The following is a 21,677-nucleotide window of genomic DNA, read 5'->3' as shown; positions in this document are numbered from 1 at the left end:
CATTGAGGCAACCAGGAGGTTGCCCATGTCCGACACCGACCGCATCGAGAAGTCCGTCGTCCTGCGCGCCCCGCGCGCCCGCGTCTGGCGCGCTCTGAGCAACGCCGAGGAGTTCGGCACCTGGTTCCGCGTGAAGATGCACGGCCCGTTCGTCGCGGGCACCGCCGTGCGCGGCAACATCACGTATCCGGGCTACGAGCACGTCGTCATGGAGGTCCACGTGGAGCGCATGGAGCCGGAGCGACTGTTCTCCTATCGCTGGCACCCGTACGCGATCGATCCGGCGGTGGACTACACCGCCGAGCCGACGACGCTGGTCGAGTTCCGGCTCGAGGACGCCCCCGGCGGCACCCGCCTCACGGTGATCGAGTCCGGCTTCGACCGCATCCCCGCCGGGCGCCGGGCCGAGGCGTTCCGCATGAACGAGGGCGGGTGGAGCGAGCAGGTGCAGAACCTGAGCCGCCATGTCGCCGGGGCGTAGCGCGACGCGCGCCCGAGCGGGCGGCGTGGCGCCCGTCTTCGCGGCGCTCGGCGACGAGACGCGCCTGCGCCTGGTCGCCCGGCTGTGCGCCGAGGGACCGTTGCCGATCGCACGCCTCGCCGACGGCGCGCCGGTGACGCGTCAGGCGGTGACGAAGCATCTCCACGCGCTGACGCGCGCCGGCCTCGTCCGCAGCCGCCGCCCGCCGCGGCAACGCCAGCGCGTGTGGGAGCTGCGGCCGCAGCGGCTCCAGGAGGCGCGCGGATATCTCGACGCCATCGCCGGGCAGTGGGACGCGGCGCTCGCCCGCCTCGCGGCGTTCGTGGAGAGCTGACGCGGGGCCGGCGTGTGCCGGCCCCGTCCGTCGCCTCAGGCGCCCGCGGCGGCGCGGTCGGGCGCCACCTCGACGGGCACGCCGTCGCGGAAGACGATGGTCTCGTGCAGCGCTGGCGCGAGGCGGGCCCCCGGCACGACGATGCCGACGAGGTTCAGCGGATCCGCCGCGGCGATGGTCACCGTCTCGGACGACCCTTCCCGCCGGCGCACCGCGCGCAGCGCCTCGACCGCCTCGGGCAGCGCGAACTGCTCGCCGACCATGCCCTGCACGAAGCGCCCGCCGCGCACCGTGCCGCGCGCCTCGAGCGCGCGCAGCGCCGGCAGCAGCACGCGCCACGGCGGCATGCGGCTCTCGCGCGCCAGCACCTCGCGCACGACGACGCCCCAGCGGCGCAGCAGGAGCAGCGCGAAGCGCTCGGGGTCGTCGTCCGCCGGGGCCGCGTCGACCGACGCCGCATCGCCGTCGCGCAGGAGCGCCCAGCGTCCCGCCGGCAACGCCCGCCGACGCGCGGGCGTGGGACGTCCGTCCTCGGGACGCGCGATCAGCGCCCGCAGCCCGGCGATGCCGTCGCCGGTGACGAGCCCGTGCGACACCAGCGTCCACAGCGCCTCCTCGACGACGGGGACGCCGAGGCCGGCGGTGCGCGCGAGGTCGGCGGTGAAGGACGCGCCCCGGCGCACGAGCGTCGCGTGCACGGCCGCGGCTGCCGGCGGCAGCGGTCCGGGATCGCCGGCCGGCGCGAGCAGCCACGGCAGGCTCTCGCGACGCAGCAGCGCGAGCGGCGCCGCACGGCCCGGCGCGCGCAGGCGGCGGGGCTCGTCGTCGGCGTCGTCCGGCACGGCGACACGCAGGCGCCCCCACGCCACCTCGCCGGCGAGGCAGAGGTGCTCGAGGTCGTCCGGATCCCAGCGGCTCATGCGCGCGGGCAGCACCTGCTCCTCCCACGCGCGCGCGGGCAGCTCGAGGCCCTCGAGCTGGCCCAGGATCTCGAGCAGGCCGCGCCGGCCGTGGAGCCGCGTGCCCGGCTGCACGTGCTGCCAGCGGAACCAGAAGCGCATCAGGTCGGCGGCGCTGACGGGCTCGATCTCGCGGCGCAGGCGGCCGAGCGTGAGACGATGGATGCGCGCCAGCAGGGTGCGGTCGCACCACTCCTCGCCGGCGGCGCCGGGGCGGTAGCGCCCGCGCAGCGCCGCACCCGCGAGCTCGAGGCGCGCCAGCCCCACGGCGACGCGGCCCGGGGGCAGGCCGCAGCGCGCGGCCAGCTCGTCCACCGTGACGACGCCGACGGCCTCGAGCCAGCCGCCGACGATCGCGCGCAGCGCGTCCTCCTCCGTCTCGACGCCGCGGCGGCCGGCGAGGCCGCCGAAGAGCGCGTCCTGCACCGGTGGCTGGAACGCGACACCCGGCAGCACGAGCCGCAGCAACGCGGTGCGCTCGGCGGCGACGAGGAGATCACCGGCGCGCGTGGCGCGCCCCGCGGCGACGAGCGACGCCGCGAGCGCCTCCCAGCCGTGCCGGGCGAGCGCCGACACGGGCAGGATGCCGAGCGACAGCAGCGCATCGTGCAGCTCGTCGGCGTCGCGCACGACGGGCCACGCCTGCGCGGCGACCTCGGCCACCGCCGCGGCGTCGAGCGCGCCGAGCCCACCGGCCAGCTGCGGCACCGCCTGGCGCAGCGACACGGCGCGGGCGCGGCGTTCCTCGAGCGGCGCGTCGTCGAGATACGTGTACGGGTTCGAGCTCAGGATCTCGTGCGAGAACGGCGACGGCGCGATGGTGTCGATGCCGACCGCACGGATGTGGCCTGCGGCGACGTCGTCGAGCACCGCGGCGAGCCCGCGAAGGTCCATCGCCTCGTGCAGGCAGTTCTCCACCGTCTCCGTGACCAGCGGATGATCGGGGATCGGAATCGGGCCGCCGCCCATGTTCTCCTGGCAGCCGAGCTGCTCGGGGAACACCGCCGCGAGGAGGTCCTCGGCGCGCATGCGCTGGAGCGGCATCGGCACCTTCCTGCCGCTCTCGTGGCGCAGCAGCGCGAGCGAGCGGGTCGCGTTCCAGCGCCACCGGTTCGTGAACATGGGCGACGCGAGCGCCGCCTGCGCGAGGTCGTCGGCGAGGCTCTGGCGGGAGATCATCCCGAGCACGCCGTCGAGCGGGAAGCTGTGCTGCGCGCCGAGCGAGAGCACGATGCCGTCGTCGCTCGCCGCCGCCTGCAGCTCGAAGTTGAAGGTGCGACAGAAGCGCTTGCGCAGGACGAGGCCGAAGGCGCGGTTGATGCGGCCGCCGAACGGCGCGTGCACGACGAGCTGCATGCCGCCCGCCTCGTCGAAGAAGCGCTCGGTGACGATGGTCTCGACCGACGGCACCACGCCGCCCAGCGCCGCCGCGGCCTCGAGGACGTAGGCCTGGAGCTGGTGCGCGCCCGCGTCGTCGAGCCCGCACGCCGCCATGAGCCATCCCCGCGGCTCGCCAGCACGGGCCACGATCTCGCTCCGCAGCGCCGAGACCTCGTCCGACAGCTCGCGCGTGCGCGACGGCGCCTCGCCGAACCAGAACGGCACCGTCGGCGGCGCACCCGCGGCGTCCTCCACGCGCACGCTCGTCGCCTCGACGCGGCGGATGCGCCACGAGCGGTTGCCGAGGAGGAAGATGTCGCCGCGCATGCTCTCGACGGCGAAGTCCTCGTTGACCTTGCCGACGAGCAGCCCCGCCGGCTCCTCGATCACGTCGTAGTCGGCGGTGTCGGGAATGGCGCCGCCGCCGGTGATGGCGGCGAGGCGGGCACCGCGACGGGCGCGCAGGCGGTCGTTGACGCGGTCCCAGTGGAGATGCGCCGAGCGCCGGCCGCGGCGCGTGCTGACGCCCTCGGCGAGCAGCAGGAGCAGCTCCTCCAGCTGCGCGCGCTCGAGGTCGCGCCACGGCCAGGCGCGGCGCACCAGCGCGAGCAGCTCGTCGACGCCGAGCTCGCCGCTCGCCACCGCCGCCACGCACTGCTGCGCGAGGATGTCGCGCGGCCCGGGTGGGACGACGAGCGCGTCGAGGAGGCCCGTGCGGACGGCGCGCACCGACGCGGCGGCCTGCACGAGATCGTCGCGCGTCAGCGGGAAGAGCACGCCCTTCGGGGTCGCGCCGCGGGCGTGGCCCGAGCGGCCGACGCGTTGGATCAGCGTCGCCAGCGTACGCGGCGCGCCGACGTGGCAGACGAGGTCGACCGCGCCGACGTCGATGCCGAGCTCGAGCGACGCCGTGGCCACGACGAGCGGCACCCGCCCGCTCTTCAGCTTCTCCTCGGCTTCGAGCCGGATGCGGCGCGCCATGCTGCCGTGGTGCGCCGCGACGCGCCCCTCGCCGACGCGCTCCGCGAGCAGATGCGCGCAGCGCTCGACGAGACGCCGCGTGTGCACGAAGCAGATCGTCGTCCGGTGCTCGGCGCTGAACGCCGCGACGCGGTCGAGCACGGCGCCCCAGTACTCGTGCGTCGCGATCGGCCCGACGGGCTGGTCGGGCAGCCAGATGCCGAGGTCGAGCGGGCGCCGGTGTCCGACGTCGACCAGCACCGGGTCGGGCCGCGCGCTACCGACGAGCAGCCGGCCGACGAGGTCGATCGGGCGCTGCGTCGCCGACAGACCGATGCGCTGGAGCGGCCGTGCGGCGAGCGCGTCGAGACGCTCGAGCGTCAGCGCCAGGTGCGCGCCACGCTTGTCGGGCGCGACGGCGTGGATCTCGTCGACGATGATCGTCTCCGCGCCGGCGAGGAAACGGCGGCTCTTCTCCGCGGTGAGGAGGATGTAGAGCGACTCGGGCGTGGTGATGAGGACGTGCGGCGGCCGCCGCGTCATCGCCTGGCGCTCCGCCGCGGGCGTGTCGCCGGTGCGCACCATGACGCGCAGGTCGGGCAGCGGCGTGCCCGCGGCCTCCGCACGGGCGCGCAGCTCGGCGAGCGGGGTCGCGAGGTTCTTCTGGACGTCGTTGCCGAGCGCCTTCAGCGGCGAGACGTAGACGACGTAGGTGCGGTCCTCGAGCGCGCCGGCGGCGGCGAGCCCGATCAGCCGATCGAGCGACCAGAGGAACGCAGCCAGCGTCTTGCCCGACCCGGTCGGCGCCGCGATCAGCACGTCGCGGCCCGAGGCGATGGCCGGCCAGCCGGCCTCCTGGGCCTCGGTCGGAGTGGCGAAGCGCTCCGTGAACCACGCCGCGACCAGCGGCGAGAAGAACGGCACCCCACCCCGCGTCATACTGCGCGGCTCCTAGCCTGCGCCGTGCGGCCGCTCAACCCGGCCTCCGCCGTCTGCTTTCCTCCCGGCCGAGGGCCCGGCTATATCGACCGACGTGTCCCGCAAGACCGGCCGGTCGCGCCAGCAGCGCTCGGGCCCTGGCGGCCAGCCACCTCGCGGCGGCGGAGCGCGCGGCCCGGCCCCTCGTCGTCCCGAGCCCGCGCCGCGGCCCGAGACGCCGCCCCGAGCGCCGGTCGACTGGGTCCCGATCGCAAAGCGCGCCGTCTTCGGCGTCGCCGTCGTCGTGCTGCTCTGGCAGACGTGGCTCGGTCTCGAGCGGCAGATCACCTGGTACCTGGCGGTCGACCAGTTCGGCTATCTGAACTTCGCGCACGACCTGCTCCAGGGGCGCGTCTTCCACCAGTGGGAGCCGCTGAAGGCGCTGCAGCAGTTCCTGCCGCCGCGCACCGACATCCTGGTGCAGACGTACGTCAACGAGGGCGGCAAGCTCTATTGCCGCTACTCGCCTGGCTTCCCGATCCTGCTCGCGGGGTGGATCGGTCTCTTCGGCGACGATGCGGCACACGTCCTGAACAGCTGCATCTTCCTCGCGCTGCTGCTCGTCGTCACCCGCTTCCACTGGCGCGCCAGCCACTCGCCGTGGCGCGGCGGCGCGAGCGCGGCGATGATCGCGCTGTTCCCCACCATGATCCACCTGTGGGGCCTCACGCTGACGCGCGACCTGTCGGCGCACGTCGCCGCCTTCACCGGGCTGCTGCTGCTGAACCCGGCGGGCGGCACGCCGCTCGCCGGGTGGCGCACCCTCGCGGGCGGGCTCGCGCTCGGCTTCGCCGTCACCATCCGGCCGGACGCGGCGATCTACGTCATCCCGGCGTCGGCGATGATGGGCGTGCGCTGGTGGCGCGAGGGACGCCGCATCCCGATGCTCGCCCGCTCCGCGGCGGTGGGTGCGCTCGGCATCGCGATCGGCCTCGCGCCCTTCCTCGCCTACAACGCCGCGGCCGTCGGCAACCCGTTCCTGCCCACGCAGGGGATGGAGCTGCCGCTCCTGCCGTCGCTGCCTCCGCCCCCCGCGAAGCCGAAGCGCCCGGTGCTGCCGAAAAAGCCCGCCGACAAAGCACCCGACGCGGCCGCGACCTCGGCGCCCGCCCAGGCCGCGAACCAGGCCGCCGACGCCCCTGCCGCACCGGCGACGACCGGGCCTGCGGCGGATGCGCCCCCGGCCGGCGAGCAGACGCCGAAGGTCGGGTATCCGTCGCGCGGCTGGCGCGGCGGCACGTTCGACCAGGTCCAGGGCGGCGGGCTGCGCATCTCGAACCTCGAGACCACGCTGCCGGGCAACTGGAACATCCTGCTGCGCGCCTACACCGGGCCGATCCTGCTGCTCGCCCTGTTCGGTGCAGCGACGGCGCTCATCTTGCGGCCGGCCTTCGCCGTGGCGGCGATCATCTACTGCGTCGTCGGCTTCGTCTTCTTCAGTTGCTGGCCGCGGCCGGATCACCGCTATCTCGTCGGCGTCTTCATCTTCCTGCCCATGCTGATCGTCGAGGGCGTCTGCGGAGGCCTCGACCTGCTCCGCCTGCTCCAGCGACGCGGGCGGGCCGACCTCGCGCACGCGCTCGCCGGCGTCGGCGCGCTGCTGCTCGCGCTCGGCGCGGCGGTGTCGTGGTCGTCTGCCGCCGAGCTCCAGCCGCCGCTCCAGGCGCTGGCGACGACGATCCAGGTGCTCGGCGCGCTCGGCCTGGCCGCGGCCTTCGCCCTGCCCGGACGACGGCTCGTGCAGGTGCTGGCGATGGTGCTGATGCTCGCGCTCGTCGGCCTCAAGGTGCAGCGCGTGCAGGCCGAGGAGGGCCGGCGCGCGCCGTTCCAGAAGCCGCAGATGCAGCGCGCGCGCGCCAACATGGAGCGCCTGCTCGAGAAGAACGCCGTCGTGATCACGAGCGAGGCGGTCGGCCGGCCCGCGGAGAACATCGAGTGGTACGGCGGCCGCGGCTGGGCGCTCTACCTAACCGACCTGGAGCGCTGGCGGCTGACGCCCGACAAGATCGCCGGGCATCTCATCTTGAACGGCTTCCGGCCCTACCTCTTCCTGCGCCCGAACGAGCCCGACAAGGACGAGATGATCGAGGAGCTGCGCAAGGTCGCCAGCGTCGACAAGGTCGCCGACCTCACCCCCGACCAGGCCATGTCGCACTTCGTCGCCGCCCCGTTCCACCGCGGCGTCCGCATGGAGCTGTGGCGCGTCTCGATGCCGGAGTTCGAGCAGCGCATGCGCGAGCACGGCATGGCGCCGCCGCCCGGCCGCTAGGCTCGGGCCTTCCGTGGCCCGCGGACGCGCTCAGGCACTCGGGCGCGCCTCGGCGTGCGGCAGCGACGCGTGGGGCAGCGACGGCGGCACACCGTCGAGTGCGTCGCCGGTCGCGGCGTCGTCGGCGACGTCCTGCTGGGCGGCGCGCTCGAGGTAGGTGCGGCAGTACTCGAGCCACTTGAGATGCGCCTCGGTATGCAGCAACGCCGCCTCCACGCCGAAGTGGCCGACGAGGCTGCCGCCGTCCTCGGCGTGCGGCAGACGCCGCTTCTGTGCCTGCAGACGCGTGATCTCCCGGCGATAGAGCTGCTCCTGCTCGACGACGCGGGCGATCGCCTGCCCGCGCCGCGCCGGCTCCAGCACCAGGAGGCGGATCAGGGTCTCGTCGCGTACGGGACGCGGGCGCACCGGCGGACGGTGCAGCCAGCGCTCCAACACGCGCTGCCCCTTGCCGGTGAGCGCGAACATGCGGCGGCCCGGGTAGGGCTCGTTGCTGGGCTCGCCCTCGATCTCGTTCACCAGGCCGGCGCGCTGGAGCGCACGCAGCGTCTGGTAGACCTGCCCGATGTTCAAGTGCCACAGCGTCCCGACCCGCTCGTCGAAGCGACGCTTCAGACGGTAGCCGTAGTCGGCCTGCTCCATCAGCAGGCCCAAGAGTGCGTAGCGGACCATGCGACCTCCTGGCGATCCGGGTTACGTCGCCGGTGCCAGGCGTACCGCCGGTGCGCGTCTGCCAACAACACGTGAATGCCGGAGCGCGCACCCAGGAAACAGGCGAGCCGCGTCCCGGCATAGGGAGGAGCTATGGCTTACGGCCGCATCCGGCGAACCAGTCGGCGATACGGGCGAGGATGCCGCGGGCCGGACGCGGATCGACGCGCCACATGCGAAACGTCCCGCTCAGCTGGATGGGCACCGGGAACGGCGCATTGGCCACAGCGACGCTCATGTAGGTTCCCGACCACCCGTTCTCGATCTGCTCCTTGGCCCCGAAGATCACGACCTCGCGCACGGGCCGACCGCCGCCGGGGCGGAAGTTGCCCGTCAGCTGCGCCACCCAGAGCGCGTCCTGCACGAGCGGCTCGCCCTTGATGACGTCGTCGAAGGCATCCCTGCCAACGAGCTTGACGGCCAGATTCGCGAAGCCGCGATCCTCGGCGGGGAGCGCGTCCCACTGGTCGCGGATGGCGTCGAGGTCGGCCGGCGTCGGCGTCCACGACGTCCGCGTCTCCGCCGCCTTCCTGTAGGCCGCGGCCACGTTCGCCGGCAGGCCGACGAAGCGCACCTCGACGTCCATCGTGCCGTTCACGTTCGACACCGACCAGAACGCGGGCACGAGGATGCGCGCCGGGTTGTTCTGGAAGGCGAGATCGGCGAGCAGGAACCAGCGGCCGGTGAGATCGGGCGGGGCGCCGACGATCTCGGTGGTCTGCACCGTCGCCTCGGGCGCTCCTTCGACCACCGTGGTGCCGGTCGTGCCCGCGGCGGGAGTGGGCGCCGGCTCCTCTGCAGCCACGACGAAGGCGACGAGGAGCACGGCGGCGACGGACGCGACGGCTCGCGACATGGCGCGTCTGTAACGGCGGCCCGCCGGACGGTCAAGGTTGTGCCCCGGGCGAGGTCTGCTAGACCGCGCGCGTGCGCGGCAGCTGGACGGATCGCCTGGCGGGGCTGGCGGGGCTGCTCCTGATCGCGGTGCTCCAGGTCCACCGTCTCGACGACTCCGACACGTGGTGGCACCTCGCCAGCGGCCGTCTCATCGCCGACACCGGCACGGTGGTCCGCGGCGATCCCTTCTCGTTCACCGCGCCGGAAGCCCCATGGGTGAATCGTCAGTGGCTCTTCGAGCTCGGGCTCTACGGGCTGTGGGTGCTCGGCGGCGCCGCGGCCGTCGCGCTCGGCTGCGGCGCGCTCTACCTCGGTGCGTTCGCGGCGGCGTGGCGGCTGGCGCAGCGACGGCTGCCGGCGTGGGCCGCGGCGATCGTCGTGCTGCTCGCGGCGCTGATCACGGTCGAGCGCTTCACCGCGCGCCCCGAGGCGGTGACGCTGTGCCTGCTCGCGACCTCGCTCCTCGTCCTCGACGGGCGCATCGGCTGGCGCGCCGTTGCGCTCCTGGTCGCGATGCAGGTCGTGTGGGCGAACTGTCACGCGCTGTCGGTGCTCGGCGTCGGCGTGATCGGGCTCGCGCTCGCGGGCACGCTCGTCGCGCGCTGGGTGCCTCTCCCCGCCGGCTGGACGGCGGCGAGCCGGCGGCCGCCGGACGAGGAGCAGCGCCTCGGCGTCGCGCTCGTGGGCTCGGCCATCGCCGAGGCGTGTACCCCGTTCGGCCTCACCGGTGCCCTCTTCCCGCTGCGGCTCCTCACCGTCATCCGCGGCCGGGACGTCACCTCGCTCGGGATCGTCGAGCACCGGCCGACGGCGCTGGCCGAGCTGTCGCCGGCCGCCGCCTTCGGCCTGGTCGCGCTCGTGGCGCTCGCCGCGCTGGCGGCGATGGTCTCGTTCCGTCGCTGGCGACTGTCGTCGCTGCTGACGGCGGCGACCTTCGTCGCGCTCGGCGCCATGGCGCGCCGCAACGTCGCGCTCGTCGGGCTCGGCGTCCTGCCCTTCGTCGCCGAGGGTTTCGGCCCGCTGGCCCGGCGGCTGGCGGCCGCGTCGCACCGCCTCGTACCGACGCTGAACCTGGCGATGGCGGTCACGGCGCTCGTCGTTGCCGGCTGGGTCGTGCGCGGCACCTTCTACCAGTCGATGCGGATGACGCGGGCGTTCGGCCTCGGCGAGTCGCGCCTGCTCTTCTCGGCCGGGGCGGTCGACTGGCTCCAGGCCAACGCGCCGGAGGCGCGGGTGTTCAACGACGATCTGCTCGGCGGCTGGCTCCTCTGGCGCGCCTGGCCGCAGCGTCGCGTCTTCTTCGACGGCCGCCTCCAGATGTATCCGCCGGCGGTCTACGAGGAGTACGAGGCCGCGCTCGCCGATTCGGCCCGCTTCGCGGCCCTGGCCGAGCGCCGGGGGATCGGCGCCGTCGTGCTGCATCACCCGGCGCCGGGGCGGCTCGAGCTGGCCGGCGCGATCGGGCGGATGCCCGGCTGGCGCATCGCGTACCTCGACGGCGGCGCGATCGTGCTCGTCCGCGACGGTCAGCCGACGTCGACGGTCGAGGGCGTCACCGGCCCGACCACCGCCATCGAGGCGACCGGCGCTGCGGCCCTGCTCGAGACCGTCGTCGCGCCGCTTCGCGTGCCGGTCGAAGAGGCCGTCAGCCGCTATCAGCGCGGCCGCGCGCTCCTCTGGCTCTGGGGCCCGCGCGTCGCACCGCTCGCGCGCGCCGACTTCGAGGCCGCGCTCGCGCTCTGGCCCGGCTTCGACGCACCAGCGACGGGGCTCCGAAGCCTCGCATCCGTGCCACGTCCTTGACTGCAAACAGGCGCCGGCACTAGAAGCGCGCGATGCTGCGCACCCCTCGGTCGTTTCTCGTCTCCGTCCTGGCGTTCCTCGTGGCCTGCGGAGGCGGCGGAAGCGGCGCCGGTGGGGGCGGCGGCAACGGCGCAACGGCGGCGAAGGTCGATGCGGACGCCGTCAAGAAGAACGTCATCGAGTACTTCCAGCAGGCCGTCGACACGCCCGGCGTGGCGTTCTCGGTCACCACGCTGGAAGACGCCGAGTTCCCCGGCTGGCAGAAGGGCAACCTCGAAGCCCAGCTCGGCGAGCAGAAGCAGGACGTCCTCTTCTACATCACCAACGACGGCAAGTGGCTGTTCCGCGGGGAGGCGCTCGACATCACGATCGACCCGCGCACGGCGATCATGCAGCGCGTCTCGCTCGACCAGGAGCCGTCGCGCGGCCCGGCCGACGCCAAGGTGACGATCGTCGAGTGGTCCGACTTCGAGTGTCCGTTCTGCAGCCGAGCGCACGACATCATCGAGCAGGAGGTCCTGCCCGCCTACGAGGGCAAGGTCCGCTTCGTCTTCAAGCAGCTTCCGCTCACGCAGATCCACCCCTGGGCGGAGCCGGCTGCGATCGCCACCGAATGCGCGTTCCAGCAGGGCAACGACCAGTTCTGGAAGCTCTACACGGCACTCTTCACCAACCAGAAGGACATCGACAAGGACAACTTCTGGTCGAAGGTGGAGGAGTACGCCAAGGCGGCCGGCGACATCGACGTCGCCAAGCTGAAGACCTGCTACGACGCGCGCGAGACGCTGGCGGCGGTGGAGAAGGACGTGAAGGAGGCGGCGGAGATCGGCATCACGTCGACGCCCGCCTTCATCGTGAACGGGCGGCGGGTGAACGGTGCGCAGTCGGCCGACGCCTTCAAGCAGGTGATCGACGAGGAGCTCGCGGGCGACAAGCCGAGCTGACCCTCGCCGCATTGCGTAACGAATCCGCGCGACTGGGCGTCTGCGCTCCAGTCGCGATGACTGCCCGGTTCATATTGACGGCTTGGGCGGATGCCTTTAACCGGGAAGGCATCCGCTGCGACACGCGCCCCATCGACCAGTCGTCGTTCCATCGGAGAACGACTCGTTCAGCGGACCCGAACCTGGCCGCTCGGCCACCGAGGAGGCTTCCCATGAATCGTATCGCAGTGATCGCGACGATGGCGTGTGCGCTCGCCGTCGCCAGCGTTGCCCCGGCCCGAGCCAAGGTGATCGGGGCGCAGAAGGGGCTGGCGTGCAACGCCGTGTGGAACGTCAGCGACGACGCCACCGTCGCACCGGGCAACAAGTTCACCACCGTCACCTGCGTCGACGGCACGCCGTGCGACAAGGACGGCTCGACGAACGGCTCGTGTACGATCGAAGTCTCGGCCTGTAGCCTGTCGACGGCGATCGACGGCTGCACGCCGGACGCGTCGCTCACCAAGCTGAACTTCCCGAAGGGCAACGCGAAGAAGTTCCCCGGCCTGTCGGCGCCGTCGACGACGGAAGCGTCGTGCGGCACCACCGGCACGGCCATCCTCACGCTGGCCAAGAAGGGCAAGAAGCCGTCGCCGAAGGGCAAGGGCACCCTCAAGATGGTGGTCAAAGCGCCCGGCGGGAACGGCAAGAACCTGATCAAGGTGCAGTGCCTTCCCTGTACGGACCCGAGCGGCGACTGCAGCGGGGTCCAGGCCGCCTGCTTCGACGTCTGTCCCGAGCGCGAGGCACCCGGCCTGCCGCAGGAGCTCAACATGCTAGTGCCGCCGACGGGCTCGGACCTCGACAACGGCTACAGCGGCGAATCGCACAACTTCCCCGTGGTGAACGGCTCGTCGCTGAACTTCTGCCTCTCCGAGTGCGACGGCACGTCGGACACCACGTGTCGGTCGTGCGGAAAGGTCGGCGCTGGCACGAAAAACGGCCCGACGTTCGGCGCGCCGCTGCCCCTCCTGTCGAACAACGTCCCCGTCTGCGTCGTGAACGAGTTCCGTCGCGACCGGATCGACGGGACGTACGACACGACCACCGGCGCGGCCACGGCCAACGTCAACCTGAACTCGCGCGTGTTCGTGCTCCAGCCGGACAGCCAGGTCTGCCCGCGCTGCTCGGGCAACGGTACGATCGGTTCCACGGGCACCTGCCAGAGCGGCCGTAGCCAGGGTCAGCCCTGCACCGTGAACGGTCTCACCAGCGTCGTCGGCTCGAGGGGAGATCAGAACTATCAGCTCTCCTCCGACTGCCTCCCCTCGGGACAGCCGGCCGGCGTCCTCGTGATCGACCTGCCGCTCACGACGGGCGAGTCGCGCAAGGAGGGCTCGAAGCCGTGCCCTGGCCAGACCATCGATGATTCGTGCAGCGGCAGCTGCACCGTCGACTGCTCGTCCACGCCCGCACCCAAGGGCGGCATCAACCAGACCTGCTGCTCGAACAACCCGATCCTGCCGTGCTTCCCGACCGCACCCGATTCGGCTGGCTTCATCGTCCGCACCGGTAACCCGGTCCCCGTCGCGCCCGCATTTCCCGACACGACGTCACCGAAGACGAGCGAGGGTGCGGTGCTCGCGGCGGTGTTCTGCGAGGCGCGCACGACGGACGCGACGGTGGACAACCTCACCGGTCTGCCGGGTCCGGGGGCCATCCTTCTGCCCGTCATCCAGACCATGACGCTCTCCCAATAGGCTCCCGGGAGTCCGCTCGACGCCGAACGGCGGAGGTCGCACGATGCGGCCTCCGCCGTTCGTGTTTTCGGGCACGTAGGCCGGTCGCGCCATGGCACTGCACGGGGCAAAACGCATTGCAATCCCACCCTCACTTGCGCTAGCAAGGCGCCGCTTCAGCACCGGTGCCATCGAAGTCTTCGGACAAGGAGGGGGGCATGGTGGATCGCCGCCTTGGTCTGGCCGTCGCGGCCGTCGTCGTCTGTATTCTCTCGTCGCTGGTCGGACCGGAACGGGCCGAAGGCACGCTGCGCTTCGGAGATCTCCAGATCTCCGGCAACGTCCAGGCGCAGCAGCTCTTCCGGCATCCGGACGCTACGGATTGGTCGTTCGTCCAGCAGCGCAATACCGCACGCATCCGCCTCGATTACGACTGGTACGAGGGCGGCAAGCTCATCGGAAAGTACTCGATCCCGTTCCTCGAGCGCTCGAAGCTGTCGGTCTACTGGCGCGGTGTCTACGACAGCGTCTACGACTATACGCCCGGCTTCGTCGAAAAGACGGACGTCCACGGCTTCGCGTACCCGAACGGCCGCAACGTCTTCGAGGCGGCGACCAGTCCTGGCAGCATCGCCGTCCAGCGCTCGCGCGACGGCGTCACGGTGCGCCGCCAGCTGAGAGAGAATCAGCTCGAGATCACCGGCCTCTCGCATGGCGAGCGCGACGCGATCAAGTTCGAGAACCAGCTGCGCGAGGCGTACATTGACCTAAAGCTGCGCGGCGTGCCGCTGCAGATCCGCGCCGGCCGCCAGCAGATCGTCTGGGGTGAGACCGACAACTTCCGCATGCTCGACCGGGCGAACCCGCTCGACCTCACCTGGCACTTCCAGCAGGAGATCCCGGCCCCCGCGTTCGGCTGGGACGAGATCCGCCGCCCGCTGTGGATGATCAAGTTCCTCTACGACTTCGGGAACATGGGACCGCTGTCCCAGACCTTCCTCGAGTGGTACTGGAACCCCGGCGACTGGGAGCCGGCGAAGCAGGCCTTCCTGCCGCAGCCGTGGGGCCTGCGCTTCTACAACCCGCTGACCAATCCGTACGACGGCGCGTTCTTCTTCGGCCAGTGCGTGCAGACCGGCGGCAGCGCCGACGTCGTCGTGACGGGCGGACCGCGCCGCGGTCAGACCGCCTGCAATCGCCTGATGGGCGGCTCCGAGCTCTTCGGCCGCGGCAACTACAACCGCAACCCGATGGAGAACAGCCAGGTCGGCGTGCGCTACCATGCGATCACTCCGCAAGGCGTCGAGTTCACGCTCAACTACTTCTACCAGCGCTTCGCCGGCGACGACGGCACCAACTACGCCCCGCTGAGCGCGCTCCTCGACACGCCCGACAACCGCGAGCGCGCATCCCGCCTGTATCGGCGGGGCGTGTTCCCCGCCGAGGCGATCAACCCGTACGTCCACACCATTGGCATGTCGGCGAACTACTCGGACGAGACGTACACGCAGGCCGTGTTCCGCTTCGAGACGATCTACGACATGGGCATTCCGTTCTTCGACGTGTCGAAGGTGTCCGTGGTCTCGACCCCTGCGCTGCCCGGCACCACGAAGAAGGACATGTGGAAGGGCATGATCGCGTTCGACCGCCCGACCTGGGTGCGCTTCCTCAACAAGAAGAGCACGATCTTCCTCACCGGGCAGTTCTTCTGGCACTACCTCGTCGACAACCCGGGCTGCGAGGCGCAGACGATCGCGAACCTTCCCGCTCAGCAGCGCAAGCGGTCGAGCCAGTGTCTCGTCGGGGGCCTCGACCTGCCCTCGGGTGTGCGCCCCTCGGAGGTTTCCTTCCGCGACAAGATTCGCGACTGGGAGACGCTGGCCACGTTCGCGATGTTCACGTTCTATCGTGGCGGCTCGATCATCCCGACCCTCGGTATCGCGGTCGATACGACGAACCAGTGGAACATGGAGCCGTTCTGGGCGGTCGACTGGGTGATCCGCGACGACCTCGTCGTCAACCTCGGCCAGCGCTACTTCGTCACGCCGAGCGGCGGCTCGACGATCTTCGAAACGTGGGGCCTCGCCGGTCTCAACCAGGGCCGCTCGGAGACGCACCTCCGCGTGACCTGGCAGTTCTAGCAACCACCGCGGTTTCGCGGTTGAACGGGAGCGGGGGGCCGTTTAGACTCCGGCCCTTCCGCTCCCGCTCATGTCGCATCGCCCCACCCGCCACCGCGTAGCGCTCGCCATAGCGCTGCTCGGCGTGGCGGTGAGCCTGGCGACCTGGTGGGTCGGCCACGGCCTCGCCACCGACGCCAGCTACACCAGCTTCTGCAACGTCGGCGGCGCCGTGAACTGCGACGTCGTGCTCGGCAGCCGGTGGAGCACCTTCCTCGGCGTACCCGTGTCGCTCTGGAGCGTCGTGCTCTTCACGGTCGGGGCCCTCGCCGCGTTCCCCGGCGCGTTCGCCGGCGTCGCCAGCGGCTTCGCCGATCTCCTCCTGATCGGCCTCGCGTCCTGGAGCCTCGGCTTCGCGCTGGTCCTCGCCGCCGTCGCCTTCGCCGTGCTCCGGAACGCCTGTCTCTTCTGCCTGACGCTCGACGTGATCGTCGTCGCCTGGTGCATCGCCGTGCTGCCGCTCGTGCGCGACTTCGCGCCCTCGGCGCGCGTGCCGCTGCCGCGGCGCCGGCCGGCCGCGTACGGCGTCGCCGGCGGCGCACTCCTCCTCGCCGTCGCTACCGGTACCATCGCGGCCATCCGCGCTCCGGAGGAAGGCCCGACCACGTTGGCCGCAATCCGCTCCCGGGAGCCCGACTTCTTCCGCTTCTACACCGGGCTTCCCGTCGTCCCGCCGGCCGACGTGCTCGGCGCAGCGACGAACGCCAAGGGACCCACGGATGCGCCGGTCACCATCGTCGAGTTCTCCGACTTCCAGTGCCCGGCATGCGGCGCCGCTTTCCGCGACCTCCACGCGCTCACCAAGGCGAATCCCAACGTGCGGCTGGTGTTCCGCCACTATCCGCTCGATTCGAGCTGCAACCCGCAGATGGAGCGCGCGCTGCATCCCGACGCCTGCCAGGCCGCCGCGGCGGCCGAGTGCGCCGGGCAGCTCGGGAAGTTCTGGGAGTACCACGACCTCCTCTTCGAGAATCAGCGCACGCTCGATCGCGACAGCCTGTTCCGCTACGCGCGCGAGCTCGGTCTCGACATCACCGCGTTCCGCACCTGCCTCGACGACCCCGCGACGATGGCGCGGGTGCGAGCGGACGTCGCCACCGGCGAGAAGCTCGGCGTCGACTCGACGCCGACGATCTTCGTCAACGGCCGTCGCATCTCGGGCGCGCTCGACCCGCGCTACTTCGCGATGGCGCTCGTCATCGAGCAGGACACCAAAGGCCGCGGCGCCGGCGCGCCGCCAGGCGACGGCTGAACACCGCCGCGAAAGGACCCCATGGATCTCAGCGAAGAGTCCAAGTACCGTCTCGCGTACCTCACCCTCCGCCTCGCGTTCGATCGCCTGCTCTCGACGCGCGATCCCGCCGCGACCCCCGGCATGCTCGAGTTCCTCGACGTGCTCGCCGGGACGCATCTCGCTGCCGAGGGTGCCGGCAAGCGCTACGCCTCGCAGCGCGACAAGATCGAGAGCTTCATCGACGCCGAGTTCGGCGAGGAGCTGCTCGCGCTCGCGAACAGGGCGATCGACGAGATCGGCTGACCACCGGACGCGCGGTGACGGCCACGGATCGTGGCGCGCGAGCGCGGCTCGCGCGTTGGCTGCCGGTGATGATGTGGGCGGCCGTCATCAGCGCGTTCTCCTCCGACCGGTTCTCGGGCGAGCACACGAGCGCGATCCTGCTCCCCGTGCTCCAGGCGCTCCTGCCGGGCGCGCACCCGCATACGCTGCTCGCCGTCCATGCGGGCCTCCGCAAGGCGGCCCACGTCACCGAGTATGCGATCCTGGGCGCGCTCCTGGTCCGCGCGCTGCGCGGCGAAGGGGCGACGCCGCTGCGGGCAGCGCTGCTGGCGGCAGGACTCGGCGTCGTCTGGGCCGCCAGCGACGAGATGCACCAGGCCTTCGTGCCGTCGCGCACGGCGGCGCTCGGCGACGTCGGCTTCGACACGGCCGGCGTCCTCCTCGGCAGCCTCGTCTGGACGCTCCGCGGCCGGCGTGCGCCGGCGGCTCAGCTCCGGTAGAGCGCCTTCAGACGACGCAGCGCCTCGAGATGCGCCGCGGCCTCGTCGAGCCACGCGCGCAGGCGCAGGACCTGCGCGTCCATACGCGCGAGCTCGTCGTCGGAGAGGCCGCCGAGGAGCGTGTCGAGCCGACGCTGGAGATCGAGCGCGCCCTGCACACCGGCGACCGCCACGTCGCCGAGCCGGCGATCGAGCTCCGCCTTCCACTCCAGGAGAGCGTCGATCTCCGCAGGAGCGTCCGACACGCCGTCACCCGCCGCATCGGAAGCGACGCGCCACCACACGACACCCCGGGCAGCAAGCGACATGCCATGCGCCTTGCTCCGACCTGCCCGGCACGCAGCAGGACGAGGTCAACGCCGCGACCGTTGGCGCGCGGAAAATTGACCCCCCGGGGACCCTGGGCTATGGCTCCGCGCCATGCGAATTCGCGCCGCATCGTCGCTGCTCTGTGCCTTCGCCCTCGCCGTCGCCTGTGCACCGCCGGCGGACAAGCCGGCCGAGAAGCCGACCGACGCCGCCGCCGCGGAGCCCGCCGCGGACGCAGCCAAGGGCACCGAGACGGTGGAGGACGTCGCCGTCGTCGCGACCTATTCCGGCAAGAAGCTCACCTCGGCCGACGTGCTCGCCGAGATCGACCGACTGCCCGGTCCGTCGCGCGCGTACCTGTCGGCACCCGACCGCAAGCGCCAGTTCGTCGAGAACATCATCCTGAACGACCTCCTCTTCGAGGAGGGCAAGAAGCAGGGCTACGACAAGGACCCCGACATCGATCGGCAGATCGTCGACATGCGCAAGCGGCTCGTCGTGCAGAAGCTGATGCGCGAGCTGCAGAAGCCGCCGGAGATCACCGACGAGCAGGCGAAGCAGTACTACGACGACAACCCGAGCCTCTACTCGACGACACAGATCAAGGCCTCGCACATCCTCGTGAAGGACGAGGAGACGGCGAAGGAGATCTACGCCGAGCTCGAGAAGGAGCCGTCGAAGTTCGCCGAGATCGCGAAGGAGAAGTCGACCGACCGTACGAGCGGTGGGCGCGGCGGCGACCTCGGGAAGTTCGCGCAGGGCCGCATGGTGCCCGAGTTCGAGAAGGTGGCGTTCTCGCTCGAGCCCAACAAGCTGAGTGAGCCGGTGAAGACGCAGTACGGCTGGCACATCATCATCGTCACCGAGCGCGAAGAGGGCGAGCGCAAGCCCTTCGACCAGGTAAAGGAGCAGATCCGCGCCACCATGCGGAACAAGGCGCTGCAGGACGCCATGCAGACGCGCTTCGACGACCTCAAGAAGGGTGCGAGCCTGACCATCGACGAAACCGTGCTGGAGGGCATCACGCCGCCCCCGGTCACGGCGGGAGCCCCCGGCGCGATGAGCCCGCACGGCGGCGGACACTGAGCACACGGGGCGCGGTCGCCCGCGCCCCTCGCATCCCTTGCGCGCCCGCGCGCGGGCGTGCTTGGGTCCCGGCGTGCGCGCCCTGGTCTGCGATCTGAGCGTCCCGCGGCAGGTGGTCTCGGGCATCCTGGGACGCCTCGACAAGCGCTTCTACCTCGGCCCCTTCTCCCCCGCGTCGCTGCGCGAGGTGCCCGACCCGGTCCTGCCGGCGGACGACTGGGTGCTGATCCGCACGCGCCTGTGCGGCATATGCGGCAGCGACTACAAGCAGATGTTCCTCAACGGGAGCATGGACAACCCGATGACGGCGCTCATCTCCTTCCCCCAGGTGCTGGGACACGAGGTGGTCGGAACCATCGCGCGCGTCGGACCGGGCGCGCGTGCGCGACGGGTCGGCGAGCGCGTCGTGCTGAACCCGTGGCTGTCGTGCGGGCCGCGGGGCATCACCCCGCCCTGCGCCGCGTGCGTCGACGGGCAGTACTCGATCTGCCGCAACTTCGCGCACGGCGTGATCCCGCCCGGCATCCACACCGGCAACAGCAGCGCCGCCACCGGCGGCTTCGCCCCGTTCGTGCCGGCGCACGAGTCGATGTGCATCCCGATCCCCGACGGCGTAAGCGACGAGGAAGCGGTGCTCGCCGACCCCTTCTCGGTTTCCCTGCACGCGGTCCTCAAGCGGCCGCCCGCCCCGGGTGCGCCGGTGCTGGTCTACGGCTGCGGCACCCTCGGCCTGCTCTCGATTCCGATCCTGCGCCTGCTCCATCCTGAAAGCCGCGTCATCGCGGTGGCGCGGTTCCCGCATCAGCGCATGCTCGCCGAGCGACTCGGGGCACACGTCGTGCTGGCGCACGAGCCGGTCGCGGAGCTGGTGCGCCGTATCGGTGCGGAGACCGACGCCGAGGTGCTGACGCCCTGGTACGGCATGCCGTGGCTCTACGGCGGCGGCGGCGACGTCGTGTACGACAGCGTCGGGCTGCCGGAGACGGTCGAGGTGGGCATCCGCGTCGTCGCGGCGCGCGGCGCCGTCGTGGTGACGGGCGTCGAGATGCCGCGACGCTTCGAGTGGACGCCGCTCTACTTCAAGGAGGTCGCGGTGATCGGCTCCAACGCCTTCGGCGTCGAGACCTTCGAGGGGCGCCGGTGGCACGCGATGGAGATCTACCTCGAGCTGGTCCGGCGCGGCGCCATCGACGCCACCCCGATCCTCACCCACCGCTACCGCCTCGACCAGTGGCGTGACGCCTTCCTCGCCTGCGGCGACCAGGGCGGCTCGGGCGCTGTGAAGGTACTCTTCACGTATGACGACGACCGACCGCGCCAAGGCAACGGCTGCGGCTGACGTCGTCCGGCGCCTCCGCGCGAAGGGCCACGAGGCGTGGCTCGCGGGCGGCTCCGTGCGCGACGGCCTCCTCGGCCGCCCGCCGGAGGACTACGACGTCGCGACGAGCGCCACGCCGGAGACGGTCCGCCGACTGTTCGAGCGCACCGTCCCGGTCGGGATGCGGTTCGGCGTCATCCTCGTCCTCGACGGCCCGCACCGCTTCGAGGTCGCGACCTTCCGCTCCGACGCGGCGTACGTCGACGGCCGTCGCCCGTCGGCGGTGCACTTCGGCACCGCGGAGCAGGACGCCGAGCGCCGCGACTTCACGATCAACGCGCTCCTCGCCGATCCGTTCACCGGTGAGATCATCGACTACGTCGGCGGCCGCGACGACCTGCGCGCCGGTGTGATCCGCGCGATCGGCGATCCGCATGCGCGCATCGCCGAGGACCGCCTGCGCATGCTGCGCGCGGTGCGCTTCGCCGCGCGCCTCGGCTTCACCATCCACCCGGATACCCGCGCGGCCATCCGCGCGGCGGCGCCGACGGTCCTCGACATGGCGGCCGAGCGCATCGGCGACGAGATCGCGAAGATGCTCACCGAGGGCAGCGCGCGGCGCGCGTTCGAGCTGCTCGACGATACGGGCCTCCTGCGCGTCGTGCTGCCGGAAGTGGCGGCCATGCGGGGCGTCGCGCAATCCCCGGACTTCCACCCCGAGGGCGACGTCTGGCGCCACACGCTGCTGCTCCTCCAGCAGCTGCCGGCGGGTGCCGCGGAGACGCTGGCCTTCGGGGCCCTCTTCCACGACGTCGCGAAACCGCTCTGCGCCGGGATGCATCGCGGCCGCCGCACGTTCTACGGCCACTGCGAGCGCGGCGCCGACGTCGCCGCCGCCGTCCTCCAGCGCCTGCGGCGCAGCCGCGACACCTGGGAGCGCGTGGCCTGGCTCGTGAAGAACCATCTGCGTCCGGTGCAGGCCCCGGCGATGCGTCTCGCGACGCTGAAGAAGATGCTCGCCGAGGACGGCTTCGAGGAGCTGATGCGGCTCTGCCGTCTCGACGCGCTGTCGGCCAGCCTCGATCTCCAGTACGTCCTCTTCTGCGAGGAGCGGCGCGCGGCGTTCGCGATCCAGCAGCTCCGCCCGCCGCGGCTCCTCGGCGGCGACGACCTGATGGCGCTCGGCTACGCGCGCGGCCCGACGATCGGTCGCATCCTGCACGCGCTCGAGGACGCCCAGCTCGAAGGAGAGGTCTCGACGCGTGCCGAGGCCGAGGCCTGGGTACGGACCCGGTTCCCGCCGCCCGCCTGACGGCGCCCGCGCGGCACCGCGG

17 protein-coding genes are annotated in these 21,677 nt (G+C 71.9%); 13 read left to right on the top strand and 4 right to left on the bottom strand.

The genetic code is table 11. From position 1 onward, the window contains the following. Nucleotides 1-25 precede the first annotated feature (25 nt). Both KIT14_09145 and KIT14_09140 read left to right on the top strand, forming a co-directional pair. Nucleotides 26-481, top strand: coding sequence for an SRPBCC family protein (locus KIT14_09145; GenBank protein MCW5890705.1), 456 nt, complete (start codon nucleotides 26-28; stop codon nucleotides 479-481). Next, the gene (locus KIT14_09140) at nucleotides 465-815 is read left to right on the top strand and encodes a helix-turn-helix transcriptional regulator (GenBank protein MCW5890704.1); all 351 of its coding nucleotides are present in this window, start codon (nucleotides 465-467) and stop codon (nucleotides 813-815) included. The genes KIT14_09145 and KIT14_09140 overlap by 17 nt, the downstream gene beginning before the upstream one ends. A 35-nt stretch (nucleotides 816-850) precedes the next feature. On the opposite strand, the gene KIT14_09135 is transcribed toward KIT14_09140, so the two are convergent. After that, complete coding sequence (locus tag KIT14_09135) at nucleotides 851-5,053, bottom strand: DEAD/DEAH box helicase (protein ID MCW5890703.1); 4,203 nt, start codon at nucleotides 5,051-5,053, stop codon at nucleotides 851-853. A 283-nt stretch (nucleotides 5,054-5,336) separates the two neighbouring features. Between KIT14_09135 and KIT14_09130 the strand changes: the two genes are divergently transcribed. After that, entirely contained in the window at nucleotides 5,337-7,361 is a 2,025-nt protein-coding gene (locus KIT14_09130; GenBank protein ID MCW5890702.1) for a hypothetical protein, read from the top strand. 30 nt (nucleotides 7,362-7,391) lie between these two features. On the opposite strand, the gene KIT14_09125 is transcribed toward KIT14_09130, so the two are convergent. Then, entirely contained in the window at nucleotides 7,392-8,033 is a 642-nt protein-coding gene (locus KIT14_09125) for a helix-turn-helix transcriptional regulator (GenBank protein MCW5890701.1), read from the bottom strand. A 130-nt stretch (nucleotides 8,034-8,163) separates the two neighbouring features. Next, nucleotides 8,164-8,928: a hypothetical protein gene (locus KIT14_09120; protein MCW5890700.1), complete on the bottom strand. Its 765-nt coding sequence runs from the start codon at nucleotides 8,926-8,928 to the stop codon at nucleotides 8,164-8,166. A 71-nt stretch (nucleotides 8,929-8,999) separates the two neighbouring features. Here KIT14_09120 and KIT14_09115 point away from each other — a divergent pair, with 71 nt between their 5' ends. The 7 genes from KIT14_09115 (at nucleotide 9,000) to KIT14_09085 (ending at nucleotide 17,630) form a co-directional block, all read left to right on the top strand. Further along, nucleotides 9,000-10,772 (top strand): hypothetical protein, encoded by a 1,773-nt coding sequence (locus tag KIT14_09115; GenBank protein MCW5890699.1) that lies wholly within the window; start codon nucleotides 9,000-9,002, stop codon nucleotides 10,770-10,772. A 32-nt stretch (nucleotides 10,773-10,804) separates the two neighbouring features. Then, complete coding sequence (locus tag KIT14_09110) at nucleotides 10,805-11,716, top strand: DsbA family protein (GenBank protein MCW5890698.1); 912 nt, start codon at nucleotides 10,805-10,807, stop codon at nucleotides 11,714-11,716. A gap of 212 nt (nucleotides 11,717-11,928) precedes the next feature. After that, nucleotides 11,929-13,455, top strand: a complete 1,527-nt coding sequence (locus tag KIT14_09105) for a hypothetical protein (protein ID MCW5890697.1) — start codon at nucleotides 11,929-11,931, stop codon at nucleotides 13,453-13,455. Nucleotides 13,456-13,652: 197 nt separating this feature from the next. Next, entirely contained in the window at nucleotides 13,653-15,575 is a 1,923-nt protein-coding gene (locus KIT14_09100) for a hypothetical protein (GenBank protein MCW5890696.1), read from the top strand. A 70-nt stretch (nucleotides 15,576-15,645) separates the two neighbouring features. Beyond that, complete coding sequence (locus tag KIT14_09095) at nucleotides 15,646-16,866, top strand: thioredoxin domain-containing protein (protein MCW5890695.1); 1,221 nt, start codon at nucleotides 15,646-15,648, stop codon at nucleotides 16,864-16,866. 21 nt (nucleotides 16,867-16,887) lie between these two features. After that, nucleotides 16,888-17,151: a hypothetical protein gene (locus KIT14_09090; GenBank protein MCW5890694.1), complete on the top strand. Its 264-nt coding sequence runs from the start codon at nucleotides 16,888-16,890 to the stop codon at nucleotides 17,149-17,151. A 65-nt stretch (nucleotides 17,152-17,216) separates the two neighbouring features. After that, on the top strand, nucleotides 17,217-17,630 hold the full coding sequence (locus KIT14_09085) for a VanZ family protein (protein ID MCW5890693.1): 414 nt from the start codon (nucleotides 17,217-17,219) through the stop codon (nucleotides 17,628-17,630). Here the strand turns inward: KIT14_09085 and KIT14_09080 are convergent. Next, the gene (locus tag KIT14_09080; protein ID MCW5890692.1) at nucleotides 17,618-17,875 is read right to left on the bottom strand and encodes a hypothetical protein; all 258 of its coding nucleotides are present in this window, start codon (nucleotides 17,873-17,875) and stop codon (nucleotides 17,618-17,620) included. The two genes, KIT14_09085 and KIT14_09080, sit on opposite strands and share 13 nt — an antisense overlap. A gap of 175 nt (nucleotides 17,876-18,050) precedes the next feature. Here KIT14_09080 and KIT14_09075 point away from each other — a divergent pair, with 175 nt between their 5' ends. The 3 genes from KIT14_09075 (at nucleotide 18,051) to KIT14_09065 (ending at nucleotide 21,655) form a co-directional block, all read left to right on the top strand. Further along, nucleotides 18,051-19,025, top strand: coding sequence for a peptidylprolyl isomerase (locus tag KIT14_09075; protein ID MCW5890691.1), 975 nt, complete (start codon nucleotides 18,051-18,053; stop codon nucleotides 19,023-19,025). A gap of 331 nt (nucleotides 19,026-19,356) precedes the next feature. Then, entirely contained in the window at nucleotides 19,357-20,364 is a 1,008-nt protein-coding gene (locus KIT14_09070) for a zinc-binding dehydrogenase (protein ID MCW5890690.1), read from the top strand. Beyond that, nucleotides 20,324-21,655: a CCA tRNA nucleotidyltransferase gene (locus KIT14_09065; protein MCW5890689.1), complete on the top strand. Its 1,332-nt coding sequence runs from the start codon at nucleotides 20,324-20,326 to the stop codon at nucleotides 21,653-21,655. The genes KIT14_09070 and KIT14_09065 overlap by 41 nt, the downstream gene beginning before the upstream one ends. The last annotated feature ends 22 nt before the right edge of the window (nucleotides 21,656-21,677 follow it).

The organism is bacterium, from assembly GCA_026129405.1.
Classification (GTDB): Bacteria; Desulfobacterota; Binatia; order DP-6; family DP-6; genus JAHCID01.
This window is presented reverse-complemented; position numbering and strand designations above follow the sequence as displayed.